The organism is Curtobacterium sp. MCSS17_016 (assembly GCF_003234255.2).
GTDB lineage: Bacteria > Actinomycetota > Actinomycetes > Actinomycetales > Microbacteriaceae > Curtobacterium > Curtobacterium flaccumfaciens.
On record NZ_CP126254.1, the window covers coordinates 2,517,815 to 2,537,401 of the forward strand.

Annotated in this window: 15 protein-coding genes; 4 read left to right on the top strand and 11 right to left on the bottom strand. The window is 72.6% G+C overall.

The genetic code is table 11. The features are described from left to right. Positions 1 to 6 precede the first annotated feature (6 nt). Positions 7 to 1,005 (bottom strand): stage II sporulation protein M, encoded by a 999-nt coding sequence (locus DEJ19_RS11855; RefSeq protein ID WP_111233793.1) that lies wholly within the window; start codon positions 1,003 to 1,005, stop codon positions 7 to 9. 42 nt (positions 1,006 to 1,047) lie between these two features. On the opposite strand from DEJ19_RS11855, the gene DEJ19_RS11860 reads away from it, so the two are divergent. After that, positions 1,048 to 1,917 carry an RDD family protein gene (locus DEJ19_RS11860; protein ID WP_111233792.1) on the top strand — a complete coding sequence of 290 codons (870 nt, stop codon included), beginning with the start codon at positions 1,048 to 1,050 and terminating at the stop codon, positions 1,915 to 1,917. Positions 1,918 to 2,053: 136 nt separating this feature from the next. Here the strand turns inward: DEJ19_RS11860 and ahcY are convergent, their stop codons facing one another. After that, positions 2,054 to 3,532, bottom strand: a complete 1,479-nt coding sequence (ahcY, locus tag DEJ19_RS11865) for an adenosylhomocysteinase (protein WP_111029518.1) — start codon at positions 3,530 to 3,532, stop codon at positions 2,054 to 2,056. A 105-nt stretch (positions 3,533 to 3,637) separates the two neighbouring features. Beyond that, entirely contained in the window at positions 3,638 to 3,853 is a 216-nt protein-coding gene (locus DEJ19_RS11870) for a DUF3499 family protein (protein ID WP_111029483.1), read from the bottom strand. 59 nt (positions 3,854 to 3,912) lie between these two features. Between DEJ19_RS11870 and DEJ19_RS11875 the strand changes: the two genes are divergently transcribed. Next, a complete protein-coding gene (locus DEJ19_RS11875) occupies positions 3,913 to 4,353 on the top strand; it encodes a metallopeptidase family protein (protein WP_071405768.1) in 441 nt (146 codons plus the stop codon). A gap of 197 nt (positions 4,354 to 4,550) precedes the next feature. Here DEJ19_RS11875 and DEJ19_RS11880 read toward each other — a convergent pair whose 3' ends face one another. From DEJ19_RS11880 to manA, 5 genes are all read right to left on the bottom strand, one after another. Then, positions 4,551 to 5,960 (bottom strand): DUF5719 family protein, encoded by a 1,410-nt coding sequence (locus DEJ19_RS11880; RefSeq protein WP_111233791.1) that lies wholly within the window; start codon positions 5,958 to 5,960, stop codon positions 4,551 to 4,553. Then, positions 5,957 to 8,794 carry a glycosyltransferase gene (locus DEJ19_RS11885; RefSeq protein WP_111233790.1) on the bottom strand — a complete coding sequence of 946 codons (2,838 nt, stop codon included), beginning with the start codon at positions 8,792 to 8,794 and terminating at the stop codon, positions 5,957 to 5,959. The genes DEJ19_RS11880 and DEJ19_RS11885 overlap by 4 nt, the downstream gene beginning before the upstream one ends. Before the next feature lie 178 nt (positions 8,795 to 8,972). Beyond that, positions 8,973 to 9,305 (bottom strand): WhiB family transcriptional regulator, encoded by a 333-nt coding sequence (locus DEJ19_RS11890; protein WP_081827389.1) that lies wholly within the window; start codon positions 9,303 to 9,305, stop codon positions 8,973 to 8,975. Positions 9,306 to 9,493: 188 nt separating this feature from the next. Further along, the gene (gene galE / locus DEJ19_RS11895) at positions 9,494 to 10,456 is read right to left on the bottom strand and encodes a UDP-glucose 4-epimerase GalE (protein ID WP_110861386.1); all 963 of its coding nucleotides are present in this window, start codon (positions 10,454 to 10,456) and stop codon (positions 9,494 to 9,496) included. A gap of 100 nt (positions 10,457 to 10,556) precedes the next feature. After that, on the bottom strand, positions 10,557 to 11,765 hold the full coding sequence (gene manA / locus DEJ19_RS11900) for a mannose-6-phosphate isomerase, class I (protein ID WP_111233789.1): 1,209 nt from the start codon (positions 11,763 to 11,765) through the stop codon (positions 10,557 to 10,559). 66 nt (positions 11,766 to 11,831) lie between these two features. Between manA and DEJ19_RS11905 the strand changes: the two genes are divergently transcribed. Then, positions 11,832 to 13,211, top strand: a complete 1,380-nt coding sequence (locus DEJ19_RS11905; protein ID WP_111047608.1) for an O-antigen ligase family protein — start codon at positions 11,832 to 11,834, stop codon at positions 13,209 to 13,211. Between the two features lie 13 nt (positions 13,212 to 13,224). Here DEJ19_RS11905 and DEJ19_RS11910 read toward each other — a convergent pair whose 3' ends face one another. Beyond that, positions 13,225 to 14,577: a hypothetical protein gene (locus DEJ19_RS11910; RefSeq protein ID WP_111233788.1), complete on the bottom strand. Its 1,353-nt coding sequence runs from the start codon at positions 14,575 to 14,577 to the stop codon at positions 13,225 to 13,227. A 92-nt stretch (positions 14,578 to 14,669) separates the two neighbouring features. On the opposite strand from DEJ19_RS11910, the gene DEJ19_RS11915 reads away from it, so the two are divergent. Continuing rightward, on the top strand, positions 14,670 to 15,971 hold the full coding sequence (locus DEJ19_RS11915; RefSeq protein ID WP_111233787.1) for an O-antigen ligase family protein: 1,302 nt from the start codon (positions 14,670 to 14,672) through the stop codon (positions 15,969 to 15,971). 250 nt (positions 15,972 to 16,221) lie between these two features. Here DEJ19_RS11915 and DEJ19_RS11920 read toward each other — a convergent pair whose 3' ends face one another. Both DEJ19_RS11920 and DEJ19_RS11925 read right to left on the bottom strand, forming a co-directional pair. After that, a complete protein-coding gene (locus DEJ19_RS11920) occupies positions 16,222 to 16,968 on the bottom strand; it encodes a polyprenol monophosphomannose synthase (RefSeq protein ID WP_111029478.1) in 747 nt (248 codons plus the stop codon). Next, complete coding sequence (locus tag DEJ19_RS11925) at positions 16,965 to 19,451, bottom strand: glycosyltransferase (RefSeq protein WP_071405761.1); 2,487 nt, start codon at positions 19,449 to 19,451, stop codon at positions 16,965 to 16,967. Before DEJ19_RS11925 ends, DEJ19_RS11920 begins: the two co-directional genes overlap by 4 nt. Positions 19,452 to 19,587: the final 136 nt, after the last annotated feature.

Below are 19,587 nucleotides of genomic sequence, written 5' to 3' on the forward strand. Positions count from 1 at the left end.
CGGACGTCAGCCGGCCACCAGGGCGGTGGAGCCGCGCTCGAACTCCTCGAGGTCGCCGCGCTCCCCCGCTCGGTACGCGCGGCCGCCGAGCACCCACTGGTAGGCGAGCACCGCGACCAGGGCGAGGGTGCCGATGCCGATCTTGATCGGCCACGGCCAGTCCTGCCGCGTCACCACGCCCTCGACGATGCCGGACAGCAGCAGGGTCAGGGTCAGGCCGACCGCGATGGTGATGAGTGCGCGGCCGTCCTCGGCGAGGGCCTGGGCGCGCGTCCGTCCGGGCCCCGGTGCCACCCACGACCAGAAGATCATCAGCCCCGCACCGCCGGCCAGGAAGACCGAGTAGAGCTCGAGCTGCCCGTGCGGGGAGATGTAGAGGAAGAAGTCGGCAAGGCGGCCCTGGGAGTGCATGATCGCCGCGGAGACCCCGAGGCTGACGGCGTTCTGCATGATCGAGAACGGCACGAAGACCCCGGTGATGCCGAACGCCACCATCGTCGCGGCGATGTAGGCGTTGTTCGTCCAGACCTGCGCGGTGAAGGCCCCCAGGCCACGGTCGGAGTAGTAGTCGACGAAGTCCTGCGTGGCGTACCGGCGCAGGGCCTCGTCACTGCCGAACGTCGCCGTCGCACCCGGGGTGGTGGTGATCCAGACCGCGACGATCGCCCCGATCGCCACCGTCGCGAGCGCGACCCAGATGGTCACCCAGCGGATCCGGTAGAGCGCCGCGGGCAGCTGCCGCGTGAAGAACAGAGCGACGGCGGTCAACGGGTCGACGGGCGTGCCGGTGAAGCGCAGACGGGCGCGGAACAGCGTGAGCGAGAGCCGGTCGCCGGTCACGGTGCGCGGTGCGGCGCCCCGGATGCGGGCGAGGTCGGTCGCGGCCTCCTGGTAGCCGGCGACGAGCCGGTCGACGTCCGCGCCGGACCGGTGCCGGGCACGCGCCAGACGGTCGAGCTCCTGCCACCGGTCACGGTGCACCTCGGTGTAGGCATCCAGGTCCACGTGTTCCCCCTCAGGTCGCGCGATCTCCGACAGAATGATCCCATGCCGAAGCCCCGCACGCCGCGTGACCTCGCCGACGCCCGGTTCTCGCGCGACCTCGACGAGACCGCCGACGAGCTGGTGGTGGGCGAGGGTGTCGCGCTCGACGTCCAGCCCGCCGGACTCGTGCTGCGACTCGCGGCCGCGCTGCTGGACGGCCTGTGCGTCCTCGTCCTGTTCGTGCTCGCGCTCTTCGGCGTCTGGCGGCTCTGGCCGAGGGGGCTCGAGCCGGCCTGGGGTGCTGCGCTCAACATCGTGCTGCTCGTCGTCGTGCTCGTGCTGGTCCCCGCGGCGGTCGAGACCGTGACGAAGGGGCGGAGCGTCGGACGGTTCGCCACCGGCACCCGGGTCGTCCGGCTCGACGGCGGCGCGATCGGCTTCCGGCACGCCTTCACGCGGTCGCTCGTCGGCCTGTTCGAGCTCTGGATGACGTTCGGCTCGGTCGCCCTGCTCGTCGCGCTGTTCGGCAGTCGGCCGCGGCGCCTCGGCGACCTGCTGGCGGGGACGATCGTGCAGCACGAGCGCCTGCCGAAGCAGCGGGACCCCGAGGTGCTGCTGCCCCCGGAGCTGACGGCCTGGGCCGGTGTCGCGGACGTCTCGGCGCTGCCGCAGCGGTTGGAGAACCGCCTCGGTGCGTTCTTCCGCGGGGCCGCACTGATGCGACCCGAACTGCGCGAGGCGGCGGCGCAGGCCCTGGCGGCCGAGGTGTCCGCGTTCGCACACCCGGTGCCGCCGGTCCCGCCGGAGGTCTTCCTGGCCGGGGTCGTCGTGCTGCGGCGTCGTCGGGACGTCCGGGCGCTGGGTGCCCGCGCCGAGCTGCTGACCGCCGCGGGGGCGACCGCGGCGGCGCCCCCGCCGGGCTTCCCGCGCTGACGCGGAGCGCGGCGCTGACGCGCGGCGCGCCACCGGGCTGCTCGCAAGACACCGGTGTTCGCACTCCGAACACCCGCGTGCGGGGGTTCAACATGCGAACACCGGTGTTCAGCGGAAGCGGGCCGCCCCGCCGCGCTCAGTAGCGGTAGTGGTCCGGCTTGAAGGGACCCTCGACCGGCACACCGATGTACGCCGCCTGCTCCGGACGCAGCGACGTCAGCTGTACCCCGAGGGCGTCGAGGTGCAGCCGCGCGACCTTCTCGTCCAGGTGCTTCGGCAACACGTACACGCCGGTCGGGTACTCCTCGCGCCGCGTGTGCAGCTCGATCTGCGCGAGCACCTGGTTCGTGAACGAGTTGCTCATCACGAACGACGGGTGCCCGGTCGCGTTGCCGAGGTTCATGAGCCGGCCCTCGGACAGCACCAGGATCGACCGCCCGGTCGGCAGCCGCCACTCGTGCACCTGCGGCTTGATCTCGACCTTCGAGACGCCGGGCAGCGCTTCGAGCCCCGCCATGTCGATCTCGTTGTCGAAGTGCCCTACGTTCGCCACGATCGCCAGGTGCTTCAGCCCGAGCATCTCGTCGACCCCGACGACGCCCAGGTTGCCGGTGCACGTGATGACCATGTCGACGGTGTCGACGACGTCCGCCAGGCGCGCGACCTGGTAGCCGTCCATCGCCGCCTGCAGCGCGCAGATCGGGTCGACCTCGCTGACGATGACGCGGGCGCCCTGCCCGCGGAGCGCCTCGGCCGCACCCTTGCCGACGTCGCCGTAGCCGACGACGAAGGCGACCTTGCCGCCGATGAGCACGTCGGTGGCCCGGTTCAGGCCGTCGGGCAGCGAGTGCCGGATGCCGTACTTGTTGTCGAACTTCGACTTCGTCACCGAGTCGTTGACGTTGATCGCCGGGAACTTCAGCTCGCCGTTCCGGAACAGCTCGTACAGACGGTGGACGCCCGTGGTGGTCTCCTCGGTGACGCCCTGGATGTCGGCCGCGATGCGGGTCCAGCGGTCGGACGAGGTCTCGAGCGACCGCGCGACGGTGTCGAGCACGATCTTCCACTCGGTGCTCGCGTCCGGCTCGGCGACCGGGGCGGCACCGGCCGCCTCGGCGTCGGCACCGGTGTGCACGAGCATCGTGGCGTCGCCGCCGTCGTCGAGGATCAGGTTCGGCCCGGTCCAGTCGGCACCCGCCGCGGCGGCCTCGTCGCTCCAGTCGAAGATGCGGCTGGTGCACCACCAGTACTCCTCGAGCGTCTCGCCCTTCCACGCGAACACCGGGACGCCGGCGGGGGCGTCCGGAGTGCCGGTCGGCCCGACGGCGACGGCCGCCGCCGCCTCGTCCTGGGTGGAGAAGATGTTGCAGCTGGCCCAGCGCACCTGCGCGCCGAGGGCGACGAGCGTCTCGATGAGCACCGCGGTCTGCACCGTCATGTGCAGGGACCCGGCGATGCGCGCGCCGGCGAGCGGCTGCGCCGCGGCGAACTCGTCACGCAGGGACATCAGGCCCGGCATCTCGTTCTCGGCGAGGCGGATCTGGTGCCGGCCGGCCTCGGCGAGGGACAGGTCGGCGACGCGGAACGCAGCAGCGGTGCGGGTTTCGGTGGGCATGCCCACCAGTCTTCCATGCCGGGAGGCGCGGATCACCAGCCGATCCCGGTCACGTTCCCCGGGCCTCCAGACCGACCCCCGCACCCACGTCGCGGACGCGAGCCGTCAGTCGACGTCGCGCGGCAGCGGCTCGCGCCGCACCACCTGCCAGCCGCGCGGGACGCGCAGGGAGGCAGCGTGCCGGGCGCAGAGGTCGTAGCCGTGCGGCTCGACCCGGGTCGACAGCGGACCGACGACCACCATGGAGTCGCCGTAGTCGTACGTCAGGGTCGACGAAGCGCTGTTGGCACACGCCACCTTGCTGCAGATCCGCACGTCCATCTCGACAGGGAGCCTAGCGGAGCGTCCGGCGCGCACCCGTCCCCGCGTACGATGTGGGGATGCGTCGGAAGCCTCGCCTCGTCACCCCGGTCGACCGCGGTCGGGGGCGCTCCCGGCACGGCCGCGGTGGGCGCTCGAGCGTCACCGGGCCCGAGCTCGCGCCGATCATCACCCGCGCCGAGGCGTTCGACCGGATCGTCGGCGACAGCGCGCACTACCTGCTCGGACTCTGGCCCGAGGAGCTCTCCGGCGTCGTGTTCCAGGTGGCGGACATGCCGAGCGACACGACCCTGCCGGACGAGATGCCGCGCTGGCGGATCGACCGCGACACCCGCCGCGTGACCGTCTTCCGGATCCCCGTCGAGCGGGTGAACCGGAGCCCCGAGAAGGACGACTCCGACCGCCGCATCATCATCGAGACCGCGGTGTTCCGCGCGGTCGGCGAGCTGATCGGCAAGGACCCCTGGGACCTGGCGCCGGACCGCTACCGGCACTGGTGAGCCGGGCGGACCGCGCCGGACTTGCCGCACCCGGTGAGCCGGGCGGACCGCGCCGGACTTGCCGCACCCGGCGAGCCGGGCGGACCGCGCCGGACTTGCCGCACCCGGCGAGCCGGGCGGACCGCGCCGGACTTGCCGCACCCGGCGAGCCGGGCGGACCGCGCCGGGCCGTCGTGCCGGGCTGATCGAGCCGCCCGTCAGGGGTAGACGCGGACCGGGGTGGAGACGTCGGTCGCCGGACGCACCGGGAACCCGGCGATGCCGTCGGCCCCACGGTAGGTCACGCCCGCGACGATGCCCTCCGTCCCGGTCAGCGTGAGCTGCTTCGCGGTCTGCACCGGGAGCGTCACGGTCGCACCGGACAGGATCTTCAGCGTGCGCCGCTCGTCGCCCGACCGCACCGTGACGGAGCGGTCCTGGCGGGTGGGGTTCACGAAGTTCAGCCGCACGCCCTCGCCCGGGGCGATGGCGGTGATCGTCCGGTCCCCCAGCGGCTCGGCCGAGGCGAACCACCCGAGGTCGGTGCCGCTGCTGGCACCGTCGGTCGGCGTCGTGGTGCGTGCACCGGTGACGACAGGCTCGGTCGAGGTCACGGTGAACGAGTACCGGCCGTCCGGGAAGTCGTCGAGCGCGACGTCGGTGACGACCCCGGGCTCTGCGGTGGCGTTGACGGTCGTGCCGCCGCCGTCGGCCGTGCTGATGCCGAGGGTGACGCGCGCCGACTTCGTGCCGGGGACGAACAGCCGGACGATCGGCGCCGCGTCGGCCGTGTCGTCGCCGCGCTGGGCGGCCTGCGCGTCGGCGAGGGCGACGGCGGGGATGACCTGCGAGCGGGACGGCGCGGCCCCACCGGAGACGATGTCGTAGCCGCCCGGGGTGAGGGTGCGGACGACGGACTCCTGCATGTGCGCGACGATCTGGCCGCCGGACGACGTGACGTGCACGACGGTCGAGACGGCGTCGGACACGAAGCCCGACAGCGGGACGACCTTCTGCGTGTTCGGCGCGACGACGATGCCGGTGGTCCCGGGTGCGCTGACCGTCCCCGAGCCGTCGAAGATCGTCAGGTCGACCGTGGCGTTCACGTCAGTCGGGTTCGAGAGCGTGACGAGGCTCGTCCGACCGGTCTCCGTCGAGCCGCCGACGAGCCACGTGGACTGGGTCGGGTCGTCGCACGAGGCAGCGCCCGCGCCCACCAGGTCGCCGCTCGAGACACTCTGGAAGCTGCTGCCCGCGACCTGCGGCGTCGTCTCGCCGGCGGGGGCCGTCAGGAGTCTGGGGTCGCTGCCGCCGGTGGTCGAGGAGTCGAGCGAGGACCGCTCGACCGTCGAACCGGTCGTCGCCGTCGCGACGGTCGCGGTGCCGACGGTGCTCGCCTGCGTCGCGTCGTTGCCGGCGTCGTCGGACAGGCGCAGCGCACTGCCGGCGCAGACACGCTCGGCGGCGGCGGGGACCGGCGTGACGGTGCGCCCGGCCGGTCGGCCCGGTTCGGACTCGGTGCCGATGGCGTGCGCCGCGGTGACGGCACCCGCGGCCACGACGACGGCGACGGCCGTGGCGGTGCCGCGGACGATCCAGCGCCGGACCGAGGAGGGGTTGGTGCTCATTCGTCGCGCTCCTCGTCGAAGGTGGTGGCGGGTTCCTCGGCCTCGATGACGTTCGAGGTGGCACGGCGGCGGCGCGGGGCGGTCGGGACCGCGAGGAGTGCTGCGGCGCCGAAGACCACGCCGAGCACGACGAGGTACAGCACGTGGGTGGCCTGGGTCGCCGCGGAGCCGGAGCGGGTGCGGTCGACCTCGCCCTCGTAGTGGAACAGCTGGCCGTTCGTGGTCTCGCCGATGCTCGTGAAGAGCGCGTTCTGACCGATCGCACCGGCGGCCCGGTCGTGCACCGTCTGCGCCTCGGGGTCGTCACCGGCGTCGTCGATGAGCACGAAGCTCACGCCGAGCTCGCGGAGCGCGGGCCGGGGGTCGTACCCGCTGCGGCTCGCCAGGTTGCCGGCGAGCGTCGTCAGCCGTGCGCCGGACTCGCTCAGCCGGAGTGCGGTGGCGTCGAGCGTCGACTGGTCGTCGAGGGTGGAGCCCTGCCCGCGCTCGAGCGTGACGGCGAGCGAACCGTCGTCCTGCGGGACGACCACGAGCGTGCCGACGTCCGGGTTCGCCTGGGCCTCGGCGTTCACGTACGCGCTGAGCACCCGGCCGGTGGTCGGCTCGATCGTGGCGGTGCCGAGGTAGAACGCCGCGAAGGCCGGAGCCACGGCCACACCGGCGAGCACGGTCGCGACCAGCCCGGTGACCGGAGCGGCCTTCGGCAGCACGTCGATGCCGATGCAGGCCGCGACCACGAGGGCGAGCCAGTACACGGACAGACCGCTGCCGGGCCAGACGATGGTGGTGGTCGACCCGACACCGGTGACCGTGACGTGGGTGGCGGCGAAGGCCGTGGCGAAGCCGAGGAGCGCGATGACGAGCGCCGAGCCCGCGACCGCCCAGCGGTGGCCGAGCATCGCCCCGATCGCGGCGGCGGCCACGGGGAGCGCGAGGACGGCCATCACGATCGGCAGGACCGTGGCGACCAGCGCGAGTCCGGACGTCGCGGGGAGCCAGCCGCTCCAGTCGGGCAGGGGCTGTCCGATGGCCAGCTGGAGCGCGGACGGCGCCCGGGTCGCGGACGGCGCACCCGGGTCCGCGAACACGGCGAGCAGGTTGCCGCGTGCCGCCTGCGCCAGGATCAGCGGCAGGAAGAGCACCGCGGTCGGCACCGGGATGAACAGGCGACGGTGGGCCCGGCGCCAGCCGACCAGGAGCGCCACGAGCCAGCCGACCAGCAGGACCGGCAGCAGCGACGGTGCCGAGGCGGCGACGACGGCGAACAGGAGCGACGCTCCCGAGGCCCAGGCCCACGAGCGGTGTGCCTCGAGCACGGCGACGAACAGCCACGGCAGCACCAGGTGCGCGATCACGGCGCCGAGGTGTCCGGTCGTCACCGCGCCGACGAGCGACGGGGCGATCGCGTAGAGCGACGCACCGATGACCGGCACCCAGGTGCGGGTCGTGACCTTGCGGACCGCGAACCAGGCCCCCAGTGCGGACAGCGGGAACGCGACGAGCATGACCAGCACGACCGCGGTGGACGGCGACCAGAAGACGATCGAGCCGAGCACGGCGAGCACCGCGGCGAAGGGGTCGGACGGGCCGGTGAAGCCCGTGCCGAGCGAGTGGAAGCCGTACCCGACGTTCTGCCAGAGCTGTCCCGGCGTCGCGGAGAGCGGCAGGAGTCCCCCGCCGGTCAGGGCCGGCGACCCGAGCAGCGGGTAGAGCGTCACGACGCTGAGGACCGCGGCGGCCAGGACCACCCAGATGCCGCCGTCGCTCAGGAACGACGCCCGGGCGATCGGGGCGTCCTCGGCCCGGGCGAGTTCGACGTCCCGCGAGGTGGTGCGGTGCTCGTGCACCCGACGCCAGCTCACACGGAGCGGTTCGACGGCGGCCCAGCCGAGCTTCTTCGTGCGGGCGAGGTTCTTGCGCGCACGCCCCGTGCCGCCGCCGAACGCGACGGCGAACGCGGCGGAGAGCTCGGGGACCACGGCGGCGGGGTGCTTCGCGACCAGGTGACCGAGCGCGCGGCCGATCGCGAACGGCACGAGCGTGAGCCAGTGCAGCCAGACCAGCGCGGCGGGCGCGTAGGTCATCCGGCGGTGCAGCTGCGCCTGCCGGTGCATCCGGACGCGCCGCGCCTCGGACACGCGCTTGCGGCCGAACTCCTCGATCGGTCCGGCGCTGGTGACCTTGGCCTCCGGCACGAGGGCGACGCGGTGTCCGGCGAGGCGGACCCGCACCGCGAAGTCGAGGGCCGCGTCGACGTCCGGCAGTGCCGGGTCGAAGCCGCCGAGTTCGTTCCAGACCGACCGGCGCACGAGCATGCCGCCCGCGGCGACACCGAGCACGTCGGTGTTGCGGTCGTGCTGGCCCTGGTCGAGCTCGTCCTGCACCAGCACGATCGACCGGCCGAAGCGGGTCATGCTCTCGCCGAAGGCGCGGATGAGCGAGGGGTCGTCGTCGGCGACGAGCTTGGGACCGGCGACGACGACCGACGGCGCGATCTCGACGGCGGACAGCAGGTCGGCGAGCGCGGTCGGCGCCGGCGCGTTGTCGTGGCCGAGGACCCACAGCCACTCGTCGACCGGCTCGTCGGTCGCCGCGGGCGGCGCGCTGCGCTCGCCCTGGCGGACGGCGTCACCGAACGCGGTGCCGGCGGGTAGCCGGACGAGCTGCGCGGACCCGCCGAAGGACAGTTCGGCGGTCGATCCGTCGGTCGTGCCGACGTCGACGACCACCAGGTTCTCGGGGTGGCGGGTCTGGGCGGCGAGCGCGTCCAGGGTCCGGTCGAGGTGGGCCGCCCCGTTGGCGGCGACGAGGATCGCGGTGACTCTGGGCTGCATGACGGGCGTCACTCTACGGTCTGGAGGCGCGGTGTCGGCTGCGGACGGCGGCGCGCCGTGAACCTTTGGATGCGCTCACTGCGCGGTGCGGGACGGGCGGAGGTGGTCGCCTTCCGGCGCCTTCGTCGCAGGCTCCTCAGGGGCGCAGTCGCACGGCGCTGGCGCGCCGTGAACGCTCCTACGCCCTTTTCCGCAACTTGCGGCGTTCACGCTCGGAGAGGCCACCCCAGATGCCGAAGCGTTCGTCGTTCTCGAGCGCGTACTCGAGGCACTGTGCCCGGACCTCGCACGAGGTGCAGATCTTCTTCGCCTCGCGCGTGGAGCCGCCCTTCTCGGGGAAGAACGCCTCGGGGTCGGTCTGCGCGCAGAGCGAGTCGACCTGCCAGGCGAGCGGGTTCTCCTCGTCGTCGGTCTCCGGACGTCGGACACCCGGGACGCCGAGCGCCACGGGATCGACGTGCCAGTCCTCCGGAACTCCGGCGTGGAACTCGGAACCGTTCACCCTGATCACCCCTGCCGCCTCGACAACGAACCCCAACTCTTGCGGCCGTTGCCTGTAATTACAGCGGTGTCATTCGCCTGAGTCAAGTCGCGGATCATAGAAGGCACTGACCGCTCCAGCGTGTCATGTCCCCCGTTTGGGCGTGTCGCACCGCTCGGGTGGGCCTTCCGGGGGACAACTGACTCGTCCTCAGGCGCTCAGGAGGCGCTGCGACGGGCCTCCCAGGCGCTGGACACCATCTCGTCCAGGGAGTGCCGCATGGCCCACTCGAGGTCACGGGCGGCGGCTTCGCCGGTCGCGACGATGCGGGCCGGGTCGCCGGGTCGCCGCGGTGCGATCTCGGGGTCGAAGGCGATCCCGGTGCCCGCCGCCATCGCGTCCATGATCTGCCGGACGCTCACGCCGTCGCCGCTGCCGAGGTTGTAGGCACGCTCGAGCGGCTCCCCCGCCTCGAGCTTCCGCGCGGCCACCGCGTGCGAGTGCGCCAGGTCGGCCACGTGCACGTAGTCGCGGACGCAGGTGCCGTCCGGGGTGGCGTAGTCGTCGCCGTTGATCCGCGGGGTCCGGCCGGCGAGCAGCGCGTCGAAGACCAGCGGGAACAGGTTGTGCGGGCTGGCGTCGTACAGGTCGGGCTCCCCGGAACCGACGACGTTGAAGTACCGGAGCGACGTGGTGGTGAAGCCCGCGGCGACCTCCATGTCGCGCAGCAGCCACTCGCCGATGAGCTTCGACTCGCCGTACGGCGACTCCGGGTTCTTCGGGGTGGACTCGACCACGGTCTCGACGTCCGGCGTGCCGTAGACCGCCGCGCTGGACGAGAAGACCGCCTTGGTGACGCCGGTCTCGGCCATCGCGCGCAGCAGGGTCGCCATGCCGGTGACGTTCTGCTCGTAGGTGTGCAGCGGGCGCTCGACCGAGACGCCGGCGTACTTGAACCCCGCGACGTGGACCACGCCGGTGACCTCGTGCTCGCGCAGCGTGCGTGCGACGAGCTCGCCGTCGAGGATCGTGCCCTCGACGAACGGCACGTCGTCCGGGACGAACGCGCGGAAGCCGCTCGACAGATCGTCGAACGCGACCGTGTCGATGCCGGCCGAGCGCAGTGCTCGGACGACGTGGGACCCGATGTACCCGGCACCGCCGGTGACCAGCCAACTCATGGTCGCCACGCTAGCGGACGTCGGCGACGCCCCGGTGGCGGTGTGCGGGTCCACGCCACGGCGTGCGGCCCCGCGCCGGTCCCGGTGCGGGTCCGCGCCCCTAGGCGCCGGTGGCGATGAACACGGTCGACGTGATGCCGTCGGAGGAGTCCGCCTCGACTGTCACGTCGCCCTCGTCCGGGGTGATGAAGCACGACTCGCCCTTGCGGAGCAGGGTCGCCGACTGCGCGCCGACGAGCGTGACGACGCCCTCGGTGCAGATCGCGATCGACGGCCCCACGAGCGGGGCGACCCCGCCGGTGCTCAGTCCCACCGGGCGACCGTCGCCGTCCACCCGCAGCAGCGCGAAGCCGACGCCGTCCGGCGCGAACCGGTCGACGCCCGGGGCGAGGCGCTCGGGCTCGAGGACCGGTGCCGGGTACGCGGTGAAGTCGAGCACCCGCAGGAGCTCGGGCACGTCGACGTGCTTCGGCGTGAGCCCGCCGCGCAGCACGTTGTCCGACGGCGCCATCAGCTCGATGCCGAGTCCGTCGAGGTACGCGTGGATGTTGCCGGCGGGCAGGTACATGGCCTGCCCCGCGGTGAGCGTCACCCGGTGCATGAGCAGGGAGACGACGATGCCGGGGTCGCCGGGCCAGCTGGTCGCCAGGTCGCGGACGGTCGCGGTGTTCGGGGTGAGCAGGTCGTCGTCGAGCGAGACGGCCAGGTCGCTCGCGGCCTGCACCACGGCGAGCGCGGACTCGTCGGCGGTCTCGAGCCAGCGGACGGTGTCCTCGAGCCCGTGCAGCAGGTGCACTTCGAGCGGACCGAGGCGGCCGGTACCGGCGTCGAGCACGCGGACCTCGGCCAGGGTCTCCTCGACCGGGCGGAAGCCGCTCAGCGCCTCGAACCGCTCGCTCAGCGCGACGACGAGCTCGGGCTTCGGGAACGGGTCCTTGTAGTTGCGGGCCGGGTCGTCGAGCGGGATCCCCTCGCGCTCCTCGCGGGCGAAGCCTTCTTCTGCCTGCTCCGGGGTCGGGTGCGCCTGCAGCGAGAGCGGTGCCGCAGCGGCGAGCACCTTGAGCAGGAAGGGCAGGCCGGTGCGGTCCGGACCGAGTGCGGTCTCCGGCTCGTCGGCGATCCAGTCGCGGAGCGTGTCGGCCCCGCCGACCATGGCCGGGTTGACCACGACACTGGGGCTGCCGGCGTGGGCGCCGAGCCAGAGCTCCGCCTGCGGGGCACCCGTGACGGTGCGGCCGAGGAGCTCCGGGATCGCGGTGACCGAGCCCCAGGCGTAGTCGCGGGGGGTGTTCGTGATGCCGAGGAACATGGGCCAGAGCCTACCGGCGCTGCCGGTGGAGTCCTGCGGACGGCGACCGGCCGGTAGCCTGGCGTCGTGACGAACACCTGGCCACTGGCGCGCGGGACCGTACCGGAGCGCGAGGCGTTCGCCTTCGGAGCGACGACCCTGTTCGTGCTGTTCGCGGGCGACGCCGTGCCGAACACCCTGACCTGGGTCGGGGCCGGCGTCCTCTGGGCCCTCGTCGCGGCGTGGGGCATCACGATCCTGGTCCGGGCGAGGCCACCGCTCGTCCGCACTCCCTGGGCGCTCTGGGCGTTCCTCGGCTGGTGCCTGGTGACCCTGGTGTGGTCGCACTGGCGCTTCGCGACGATCTCGAGCCTGACCGTGCAGGTGATCTGCGCGGCCGTCGCGTTCACGATCGCCTCGACCCTGACGTGGCGCCGGATCACCGACGCCCTGAGCCTCGCGCTCCGCTGGGTCCTCATGCTCTCGCTCCTGTTCGAGGCCGCCGTCGCGGTGTTCGTCCGGCACCCGATCGCCCCGATCTGGACGGACTACGGCGACCGCGACGTCCCCGACGCCTTCTACTTCTCGCGCGCCGAGCTCTTCACCGGGGGCCGGATCCAGGGGCTGCCCGGCAACGCCAACCTGCTCGCGATGGTGGCCCTGCTGGTCGCGATCGTGGTCGCTGTGCAGTTCGCCGAGGGTCGGATCCGCCGGAACCAGGCGATCGGCTGGCTCGTCGTCGCGGCACTCGGTTTCGTCCTCACCCGCTCGTCGACGGTCATCGCCGCCGCACTCGTGGTCGCCGTGGTCGCACTCGCCGCCGTCTGGATGCGCCGTGTCCCGACCGAGCGCCGCACCCCGCGCTACCTGTTGCTGGCCGTGGGTGCCGTCGTCGTCGCCGTCGCCGCGTTCGTGCTGCGCGGCCCGGTGTCCGAGCTGCTCGGCAAGGGCTCGGACGCCACCGGACGCGGGGAGATCTGGGCCAAGGTGCTCGGCCTGATCGACCAGCACCCCGTGGGCGGCTGGGGCTGGATCGGGTACTGGTGGCCGGGCATCCCGACGCTCGCCGACCTGGCGCAGCGCAAGGGCGTCACGTACCTGCAGGCCCACGACGCCTACCTGGACGTCTGGATGCAGACCGGCATCATCGGCCTGGTGCTCTTCGCGATCTACGTGGTCACGACGCTGTCCCGCTCGTGGGCCTGCGCGACCCGCATCGGGTACGACGCCGCGCTGCGTCCGCGGTCGTTCGACCCGGTGTCGCTCCTGCCGCTCCTGGTCGTCGTCGCCCTGCTCGTGCAGTCCGTCGCCGAGTCCCGCCTGCTCTACCAGGGGAACTGGGTGCTCTTCGCCCTGCTCGCCATCAAGACGCGCATCGTGCTGACCGGCGAGGAACCGGTGTCCACCGGCGACGGTCCGCGCACGCCGCCCGCCAAGCGCGAGTTCCGCTGGGCCGGCACGCGCTGACCCGCACGCTCCCTCAGCGCGACAGCCACGAGCACGACACCGGGGACGACCACGGGTTCGACTTCACCCGGGCGACCTCGAGCGTCGGGTCCGCGTCGCACGCCGCCACCGCCGCCGGCAGTTGCCCCGCCCACACCGGCCCGCCGCTCCGCCGCGTGTCCGTCGGCGCGACGTGCAGGACCGCCGACGCGACGACGGCGGTGACCACGCACCAACCGGCCAGCGCGCCGACGAGGCGACCAGGGCCTCCCGTCCGTCCGGCAGCACGCGACCAGCTGCGGGCGTCCACGAGCGTGGCGGCGGCGACCACCGCGGCGCTCACCAGCAGCAGGCCGGCGGCCGCGGCGTAGCGCTGCGGCGGCACGGCGGCCATCGCGGCGACCGGCGCCGACCAGCGGAGACCGTCACCGCCGTTGGCGAGCAGGGCCACCCACCACACCGCGACGGAGCCGACGGCGAGGGCTGTGACCATCCACCGGGTGCGGGCCGGCCCGACCACGACGGCCGCCACCAGGACGACGAGCAGCAGGGCCGCCGGCACCACGACGACCGCCCAGCCGTGCTCGACCACCGCCGTCAGGACCGCGCCGAGGTCCGGGTCCCAGGCACCCGCCACGGGACGCAGCAGGTACCCCGCGAGCACGTCGCGCACCGCCGGCGACCCCGTGGCGAGGGCACGCGGACTCGTCAGGGTCGTGATGCCCTGCACCGCCAGGGCGACGACCACGACGAGCGTGACCGGCAGCGCGGTCCACCGGCCGGCCGGTCCGGGCGCACGTCCACGCGGCGTCCAGGCGAGGAGCAGCAGGGGCGCGAACAGCGCGGTGAGCGGTTCGGTGAGCACGGCCGCACCCGCGACCACGGCGAGCGCCCCGGCCGCCCACCACGACCGAGCACGCCACGCGAAGACCCACGGCACCAGGACGAGCAGGAACCAGTGCAGGTTCGCCGCGTTGCCGCTGATCTCGTACGGGGCGAGCGGCAGGACGACGGGGACGGCGGCGAGCACCAGCCGCAACGGCCACGGGCGGACGACGTCGCGGGACAGCACGAACACCAGGGCGCAGACCCCGCCGACGACCGAGCACGCAGCGAGCGCCACCACCTGCGCGTACCGCTCGGGCGGCAGCGCGTACCCGAGGTCGACGATGAGGCGCGGCAGCAGGTGCACGTACCCGGCGTAGGGGTGCAGCAGGGTGTCGACGGGACCGATCGCGATCCGTTCGCGCAGGAACACGCCGCCGTCCTCGGCCCAGACGGTGTTCCGCGGCACCGGGCCGAGCCGGTACCAGGCCAGGGCGGTCGTGAGCAGGCCGACGACGACCGCGACGAGGGGGACGCCGGCGACCCTGCGCGCGAGGTCCATCCGGTGAGGATAGTTCGGTCATCGCGCATCGTCGATACAGCCACACCGCGATGCGGTGTGCTCGTCACAAGGTCGTGCGCCAAGATGGACGCGTGACGGACGGCCGGGTGAGCAGACAGGTGCTCGGGCGCCGGTACCTCTCCGCCTGGATCGGCTTCTCGGCCGGTGGACGGTTCAGCCAGGCGCTCGCGACGGTCATCGTGCTGTTCGGGTTCGGCCAGCCCACCGTCGAGGCCCTCGTCGGCCGGGCGGGGACCTGGGCGGTGCTCGTGACGCTGTTCGTGCTCGCGGGGCTGAGCCTGCTCGGCCAGCGCTACCGGATCGAGTGGCACGGGGTCCTCCCCCTCTCGCTGCTGGCCTTCGTCGGCTACTGCGCGTTGAGCGTGCTCTGGAGCGAGTACTCCTGGGTGGCGCTCCGCGGACTGGTGCAGACCGTGTGCTTCATCGGCCTCGGGCTGTACCTGGCCCTCGGCCGCGACCTGGTGCAGGTGATCCGGGCCTCGGGTGACGCCTTCCGGATCCTGCTCGTGACGGCCCTCGGACTCGAGGTCCTGTCCGGCCTGGTCCTCGACGTCCCGTTCCCGGCGTTCGGCATCCGCGGCGACATCGCGTACGGCGGCCCGATCCAGGGCATCGGCGGGACCCGCAACTTCATGGGCTTCATCGCCGCGATGGCCCTGGTCACCTTCGTGGTCGAGTTCCTCACCCGGTCGGTCACGGTCTGGCGCGCGATCGCCTCGACCTCGCTCGCCGTCATCGCCCTGATGCTCGTGCAGTCCCCCATCACCGGGCTCGCGATGATCGCGCTCGCCGTCACCGCACTGGCGCTCTGGTCACTCCGGCACGCACGACCGGCGACCAGACCGGTGGTCAACGGCGTCCTCGGCGCGGTCGTCCTGCTGACGCTGGCCGTCGGGGTGCTCGCCCGGCACCGCCTGCTCGCCGAGATCGGGGCGGCCGGCGGCACCGCCACCCGGACGGACCTGTGGTCGCAGATCCGGGTCCTGGTGGAGCGCTACCCGATCCAGGGCTGGGGCTGGGTGGGCACGTGGCCGACCGAGCCCGTCGTGCCCTACGTGACGCTCATCGACCCCTCCGGCGTCCGGTTCACCTCGGGCCTGAACGCCTTCGTGGACGCCTGGCTGCAGATCGGCTTCGCGGGCACGCTCATCCTCGGCATCACCGCGTTGCTCGCCTTCGCGCGCGCCTGGGTGACGGCGACGACGTTCCCCGGGGTGGCGTACGTGTGGCCGGCCGCCGTGCTCGTGCTGCTCGCCGTCACCAGCACGGCGGAGAGCTACCTGCTGCACGGCGCGGGCCTGATGTTCTTCGTGACGGTCCTCGTGATCGCCGCGCGGCGCCGCTCGTGGCGCCGGCACCTGCCGCGCGTCTAGCGCGGGCGCTGCGCGCCGAGGCGCTTCGTGAGCAGGAATGGTCGCCTCTGCGGAGGCGACCCGACCGTTGCTGCTCACGAAGCGGCGGTGCGGCGCGACCCACCGCCGGACGGGAGGCCCGTTGCGGCCCCGCACCGCGCCTCCAGGCCGTCACGCCCAGCGTTCCGGGCCCGCGCATCGTGAGCAGGAAAGGTCGCTTCTGCGGAGGCGACCCGACCGTTCCTGCTCACGAAGCGAGCGCGCGAGCGCCCTACGGGCGCGTGCGGCGACCGAGGCGGCGCTGCACGCCCCACTGGGTGACGCGGAGCATCGCCTCGAGGACGATGGACCGGCTCATCTTGGAGACGCCGTGCACGCGGTCCCGGAAGCGGATGGGCACCTCGACGATGCGTCCGCCGAGGGCGTCCACGCGCAGCGTCATGTCGACCTGGAAGCAGTACCCCTTCGAGTCCACCGACCCGAGGTCCATCCGCGCGATCGCCGACGAGCGGTACACGCGGTAGCCGGCGGTGATGTCCCGCACGTCGAGCCCGAGCACCAGCCGGGCGTAGGTGTTGGCCCCGCGGCTGAGCGCCTGGCGACGGAGCGGCCAGTCGACGACCGACCCACCGGGGACCCAGCGGGACCCGATGGCGAGCAGGACGTCGTCGGACGCGGTCACGGCGTCGACCAGGGCCGGCAACCGGTCGGCCGGGTGCGAGCCGTCGGCGTCCATCTCGACCAGCAGCGGGTACCCGCGTTCCAGACCCCACCGGAACCCCGCGACGTACGCCGTGCCGAGCCCGAGCTTGCCGGAGCGCTGCAGCAGGTGCACGCGGTCGTCCGCGGCCGCCAGGGACCGCACGATGTCCCCGGTGCCGTCCGGGCTGCCGTCGTCGACGACGAGCAGGTGGGCACCGGGCACCGCCGCCAGCACGGCGGCGGTGATCGCACGGATGTTCTCGGCCTCGTCGTACGTCGGGACGATGACGAGGGCGGTGGTCTCCCCCGGGGTCACCGGTTCAGGCGCCGCTTCACCTTGCCGGCGACGCTGCGCGGACCCTCGGTGCGCAGGTAGTGCACGGCACGGCCGAGGTCGTAGCGGACGCCGGAGAGCTTCTTGCGCTCCGGGACGCGGACGCGCATCTTGTGCGGCTCGATCGACGACGCGGTGTCGCGCACCGACTTGTCCGCAGCGCGGATCGGGTTCCGGCAGAACTCGACGAGCGGGGCCAGGACGTTCTCCCACGTGAACTGCTCGCGCACGCGGTCGACGTTGCCGATGAACTCGGTGCGGGCCTTCTTGTCGAAGAGCGCCGTCTCGAGCGCGGTGGCCAGACCGTCGATGTCCTGCTCGTGCACCGCGATGCCGAGCTTCTCTTCTGCGACGAGGTCACCGAACGAGTCGCCGGCCGTCGTGACGATCGGCAGGCGTGCCCACAGGTAGTCGAGGATGCGGGTCCGGAACGAGAAGGTGGTCTCGAGGTGCTCGTAGTGCGTCGAGACGCCGGCGTCGGCCTCGAGCAGGTAGGCGCCGCGCTCCTCGTACGGGATCCACTGGTCGTTGAAGAACACGTGCTTGCCGGTGAGCCCGAGGGCGTCGGCCTCGGCGCGGACCTTCGCGACGATGTCCATCTCGGGGACGTCGGGGTTCGGGTGCTGCACGCCCATGAAGAAGAGCTTCACCGACGGGCGGCGCTCGGCGAGCTGGGCGATCGAGCGGACCAGGGTGATCGGGTCGAACCAGTCGTAGATCCCACCGCCCCAGACGACGAGCTTGTCGTTCTTGCCGATGCCCGGCACGACGCCCTTGACACGCTGCTGGTCGTGGACCGGCGGCGTCGAGGACAGGCCGAACGGCACGACGCCGATGAGCGAGCGCAGGTCGGCGTCGCGCGAGTACGTGCGGGCGTTCACACGGCCGGAGCCGGCGAGCTGCCCGAGCCAGAACATCCGCTGGCGCTCGGAGGCGCAGATGAAGTAGTCGCCGAGCTCGAGCTGGTGGTTCAGCGTGTCCGAGGCGTCGAGGATCTGGCGGTTCCACTTGTCGACGTCGTCGCTGCGGCCCTGTTCGAGCTGCTCGAGGTGCAGCGGGTCGTAGACGTCGACGACCAGGATCTTGCTGGTCGACTCGAGCACCGGGAACAGCCGGAGCGCGTGGCCCTGCACGATGATGACGTCGGCCCAGCCCTCGTGCTCGACCATCTGGCGCGGGTGACGGTGCGGGACCGTGACGACCTCGTACGACGGGTCGATCGGCGACGAGCGGGTCAGGCTGACCACGCGGACGTCGTGCTCGGACGCCAGCTGCTTGGCCATCTGGGTGGCACGGATCGCCGGACCGGCCATCTTCGCGCCGATCGAGTCGCCCGTGATGATGAGGACGCGGCGACGGGTACCGACCTCGAGCACGCCGAGGGAGTGCACGATCTTGTCGTAGCCGGCCAGGTAGTTCTCGATCGGGTACGCGGGCTCGTCGCGGTTGCCGAACAGGCGGAGGAGCTCGCGGTCGGACCGGACGCGGGTCGCCTGGATCTGGCGGCGGGACTCGGTCATCGACGGCAGCTGCTCGACGAACTGGTCGACACCGTAGATGCCCGCCATGCTCGTCTTCGGCACCGGGATGGTCGGGACGCTGTCGTCGCCGGGGTTGCGCAGGTCGAGCTCGGTGGAGTCGAGCTCCCCGCGGCCCACCGCACGGCGGACGGCGAGTGCCAGGGAACCGGGCAGCGCCGCGGCGAGCTGCTCGTCACCGAGGTTCTTGTAGAGCGTGAACAGTGCGTTCCGCTCGAGCAGGTAGGTCTCGCGGAAGTCGCCGAACTTGTTCATCGACGCGTGGTGCTTGTGGAACGCGACCGACTTCGGCTGGTACCGGAAGCGCCAGCCGAGCAGGTTGAGCCGCCAGCCGAGGTCGACGTCCTCGTAGAACATGAAGTAGCGGTCGTCGAAGCCGTCGAGCTGCTCGAAGAGCTCCGCGCGGATGAACATCGCGGCGCCGGTGCCGAACAGGACGTCGGTCTCGCTCTCCCACCGGCCGGTGTCCGGCGACCCGGCGAAGGGCTTGTAGCCCATGCCGTACCAGGTCATCGCGGCCTCGGTGAAGTCGACGTTGACGCCTTCCCAGTCGAGGACCTTCGAGGCGACGGCGCCGATGTCGGCACCGGAGGCGAAGGTGGCCATCGCCTCGCGCACCCAGCCGGTGTCCGGGCGGGCGTCGTTGTTGAGGAACGCCACGACCTCGCCGGAGGACTTCTCGACGCCGAGGTTGCACCCCCCGGTGAACCCGAGGTTCGCACCCGCGTCGATCAGGGTGAAGTCGAGGCTCGAGGCCTTCAGCCGCCCGAGGTGCTCGGGGCCCGAACCGTTCTCGACGACGATCACCTCGAGCTTGTCCTGCGGCCAGTCCTGCTTGCGGAGTTCCGCGATGCTCGTCAGGGTGTCGTCCGTGCCCTTGTAGTTCACGAGGATGACGGACACGACTCCCGGCTTGCGCTCTGTCACGCGAGTTCCTCCAGCAGCTGCCGCGCACCGGGCGCGGGTCGATGGGTCGGCCGACGGGGTGCCGCGGGCCGATGACACCCTACAAGGCGCGCCCAGGGACTCCCTGCCGCCGCTGCGGATTCGTGCAGAATGGCGT

Bases quoted from the DNA above. Each gene is read 5' to 3' on its own strand.
- ahcY (WP_111029518.1), bottom strand. From the start codon at position 3,532: ATGCCCACCGAAACCCGCACCGCTGCTGCGTTCCGCGTCGCCGACCTG.
- DEJ19_RS11885 (WP_111233790.1), bottom strand. From the start codon at position 8,794: ATGCAGCCCAGAGTCACCGCGATCCTCGTCGCCGCCAACGGGGCGGCC.
- DEJ19_RS11860 (WP_111233792.1), top strand. From the start codon at position 1,048: ATGCCGAAGCCCCGCACGCCGCGTGACCTCGCCGACGCCCGGTTCTCG.
- DEJ19_RS11870 (WP_111029483.1), bottom strand. From the start codon at position 3,853: ATGGACGTGCGGATCTGCAGCAAGGTGGCGTGTGCCAACAGCGCTTCG.
- galE (WP_110861386.1), bottom strand. From the start codon at position 10,456: ATGAGTTGGCTGGTCACCGGCGGTGCCGGGTACATCGGGTCCCACGTC.
- DEJ19_RS11875 (WP_071405768.1), top strand. From the start codon at position 3,913: ATGCGTCGGAAGCCTCGCCTCGTCACCCCGGTCGACCGCGGTCGGGGG.
- DEJ19_RS11910 (WP_111233788.1), bottom strand. From the start codon at position 14,577: ATGGACCTCGCGCGCAGGGTCGCCGGCGTCCCCCTCGTCGCGGTCGTC.
- DEJ19_RS11880 (WP_111233791.1), bottom strand. From the start codon at position 5,960: ATGAGCACCAACCCCTCCTCGGTCCGGCGCTGGATCGTCCGCGGCACC.
- manA (WP_111233789.1), bottom strand. From the start codon at position 11,765: ATGTTCCTCGGCATCACGAACACCCCCCGCGACTACGCCTGGGGCTCG.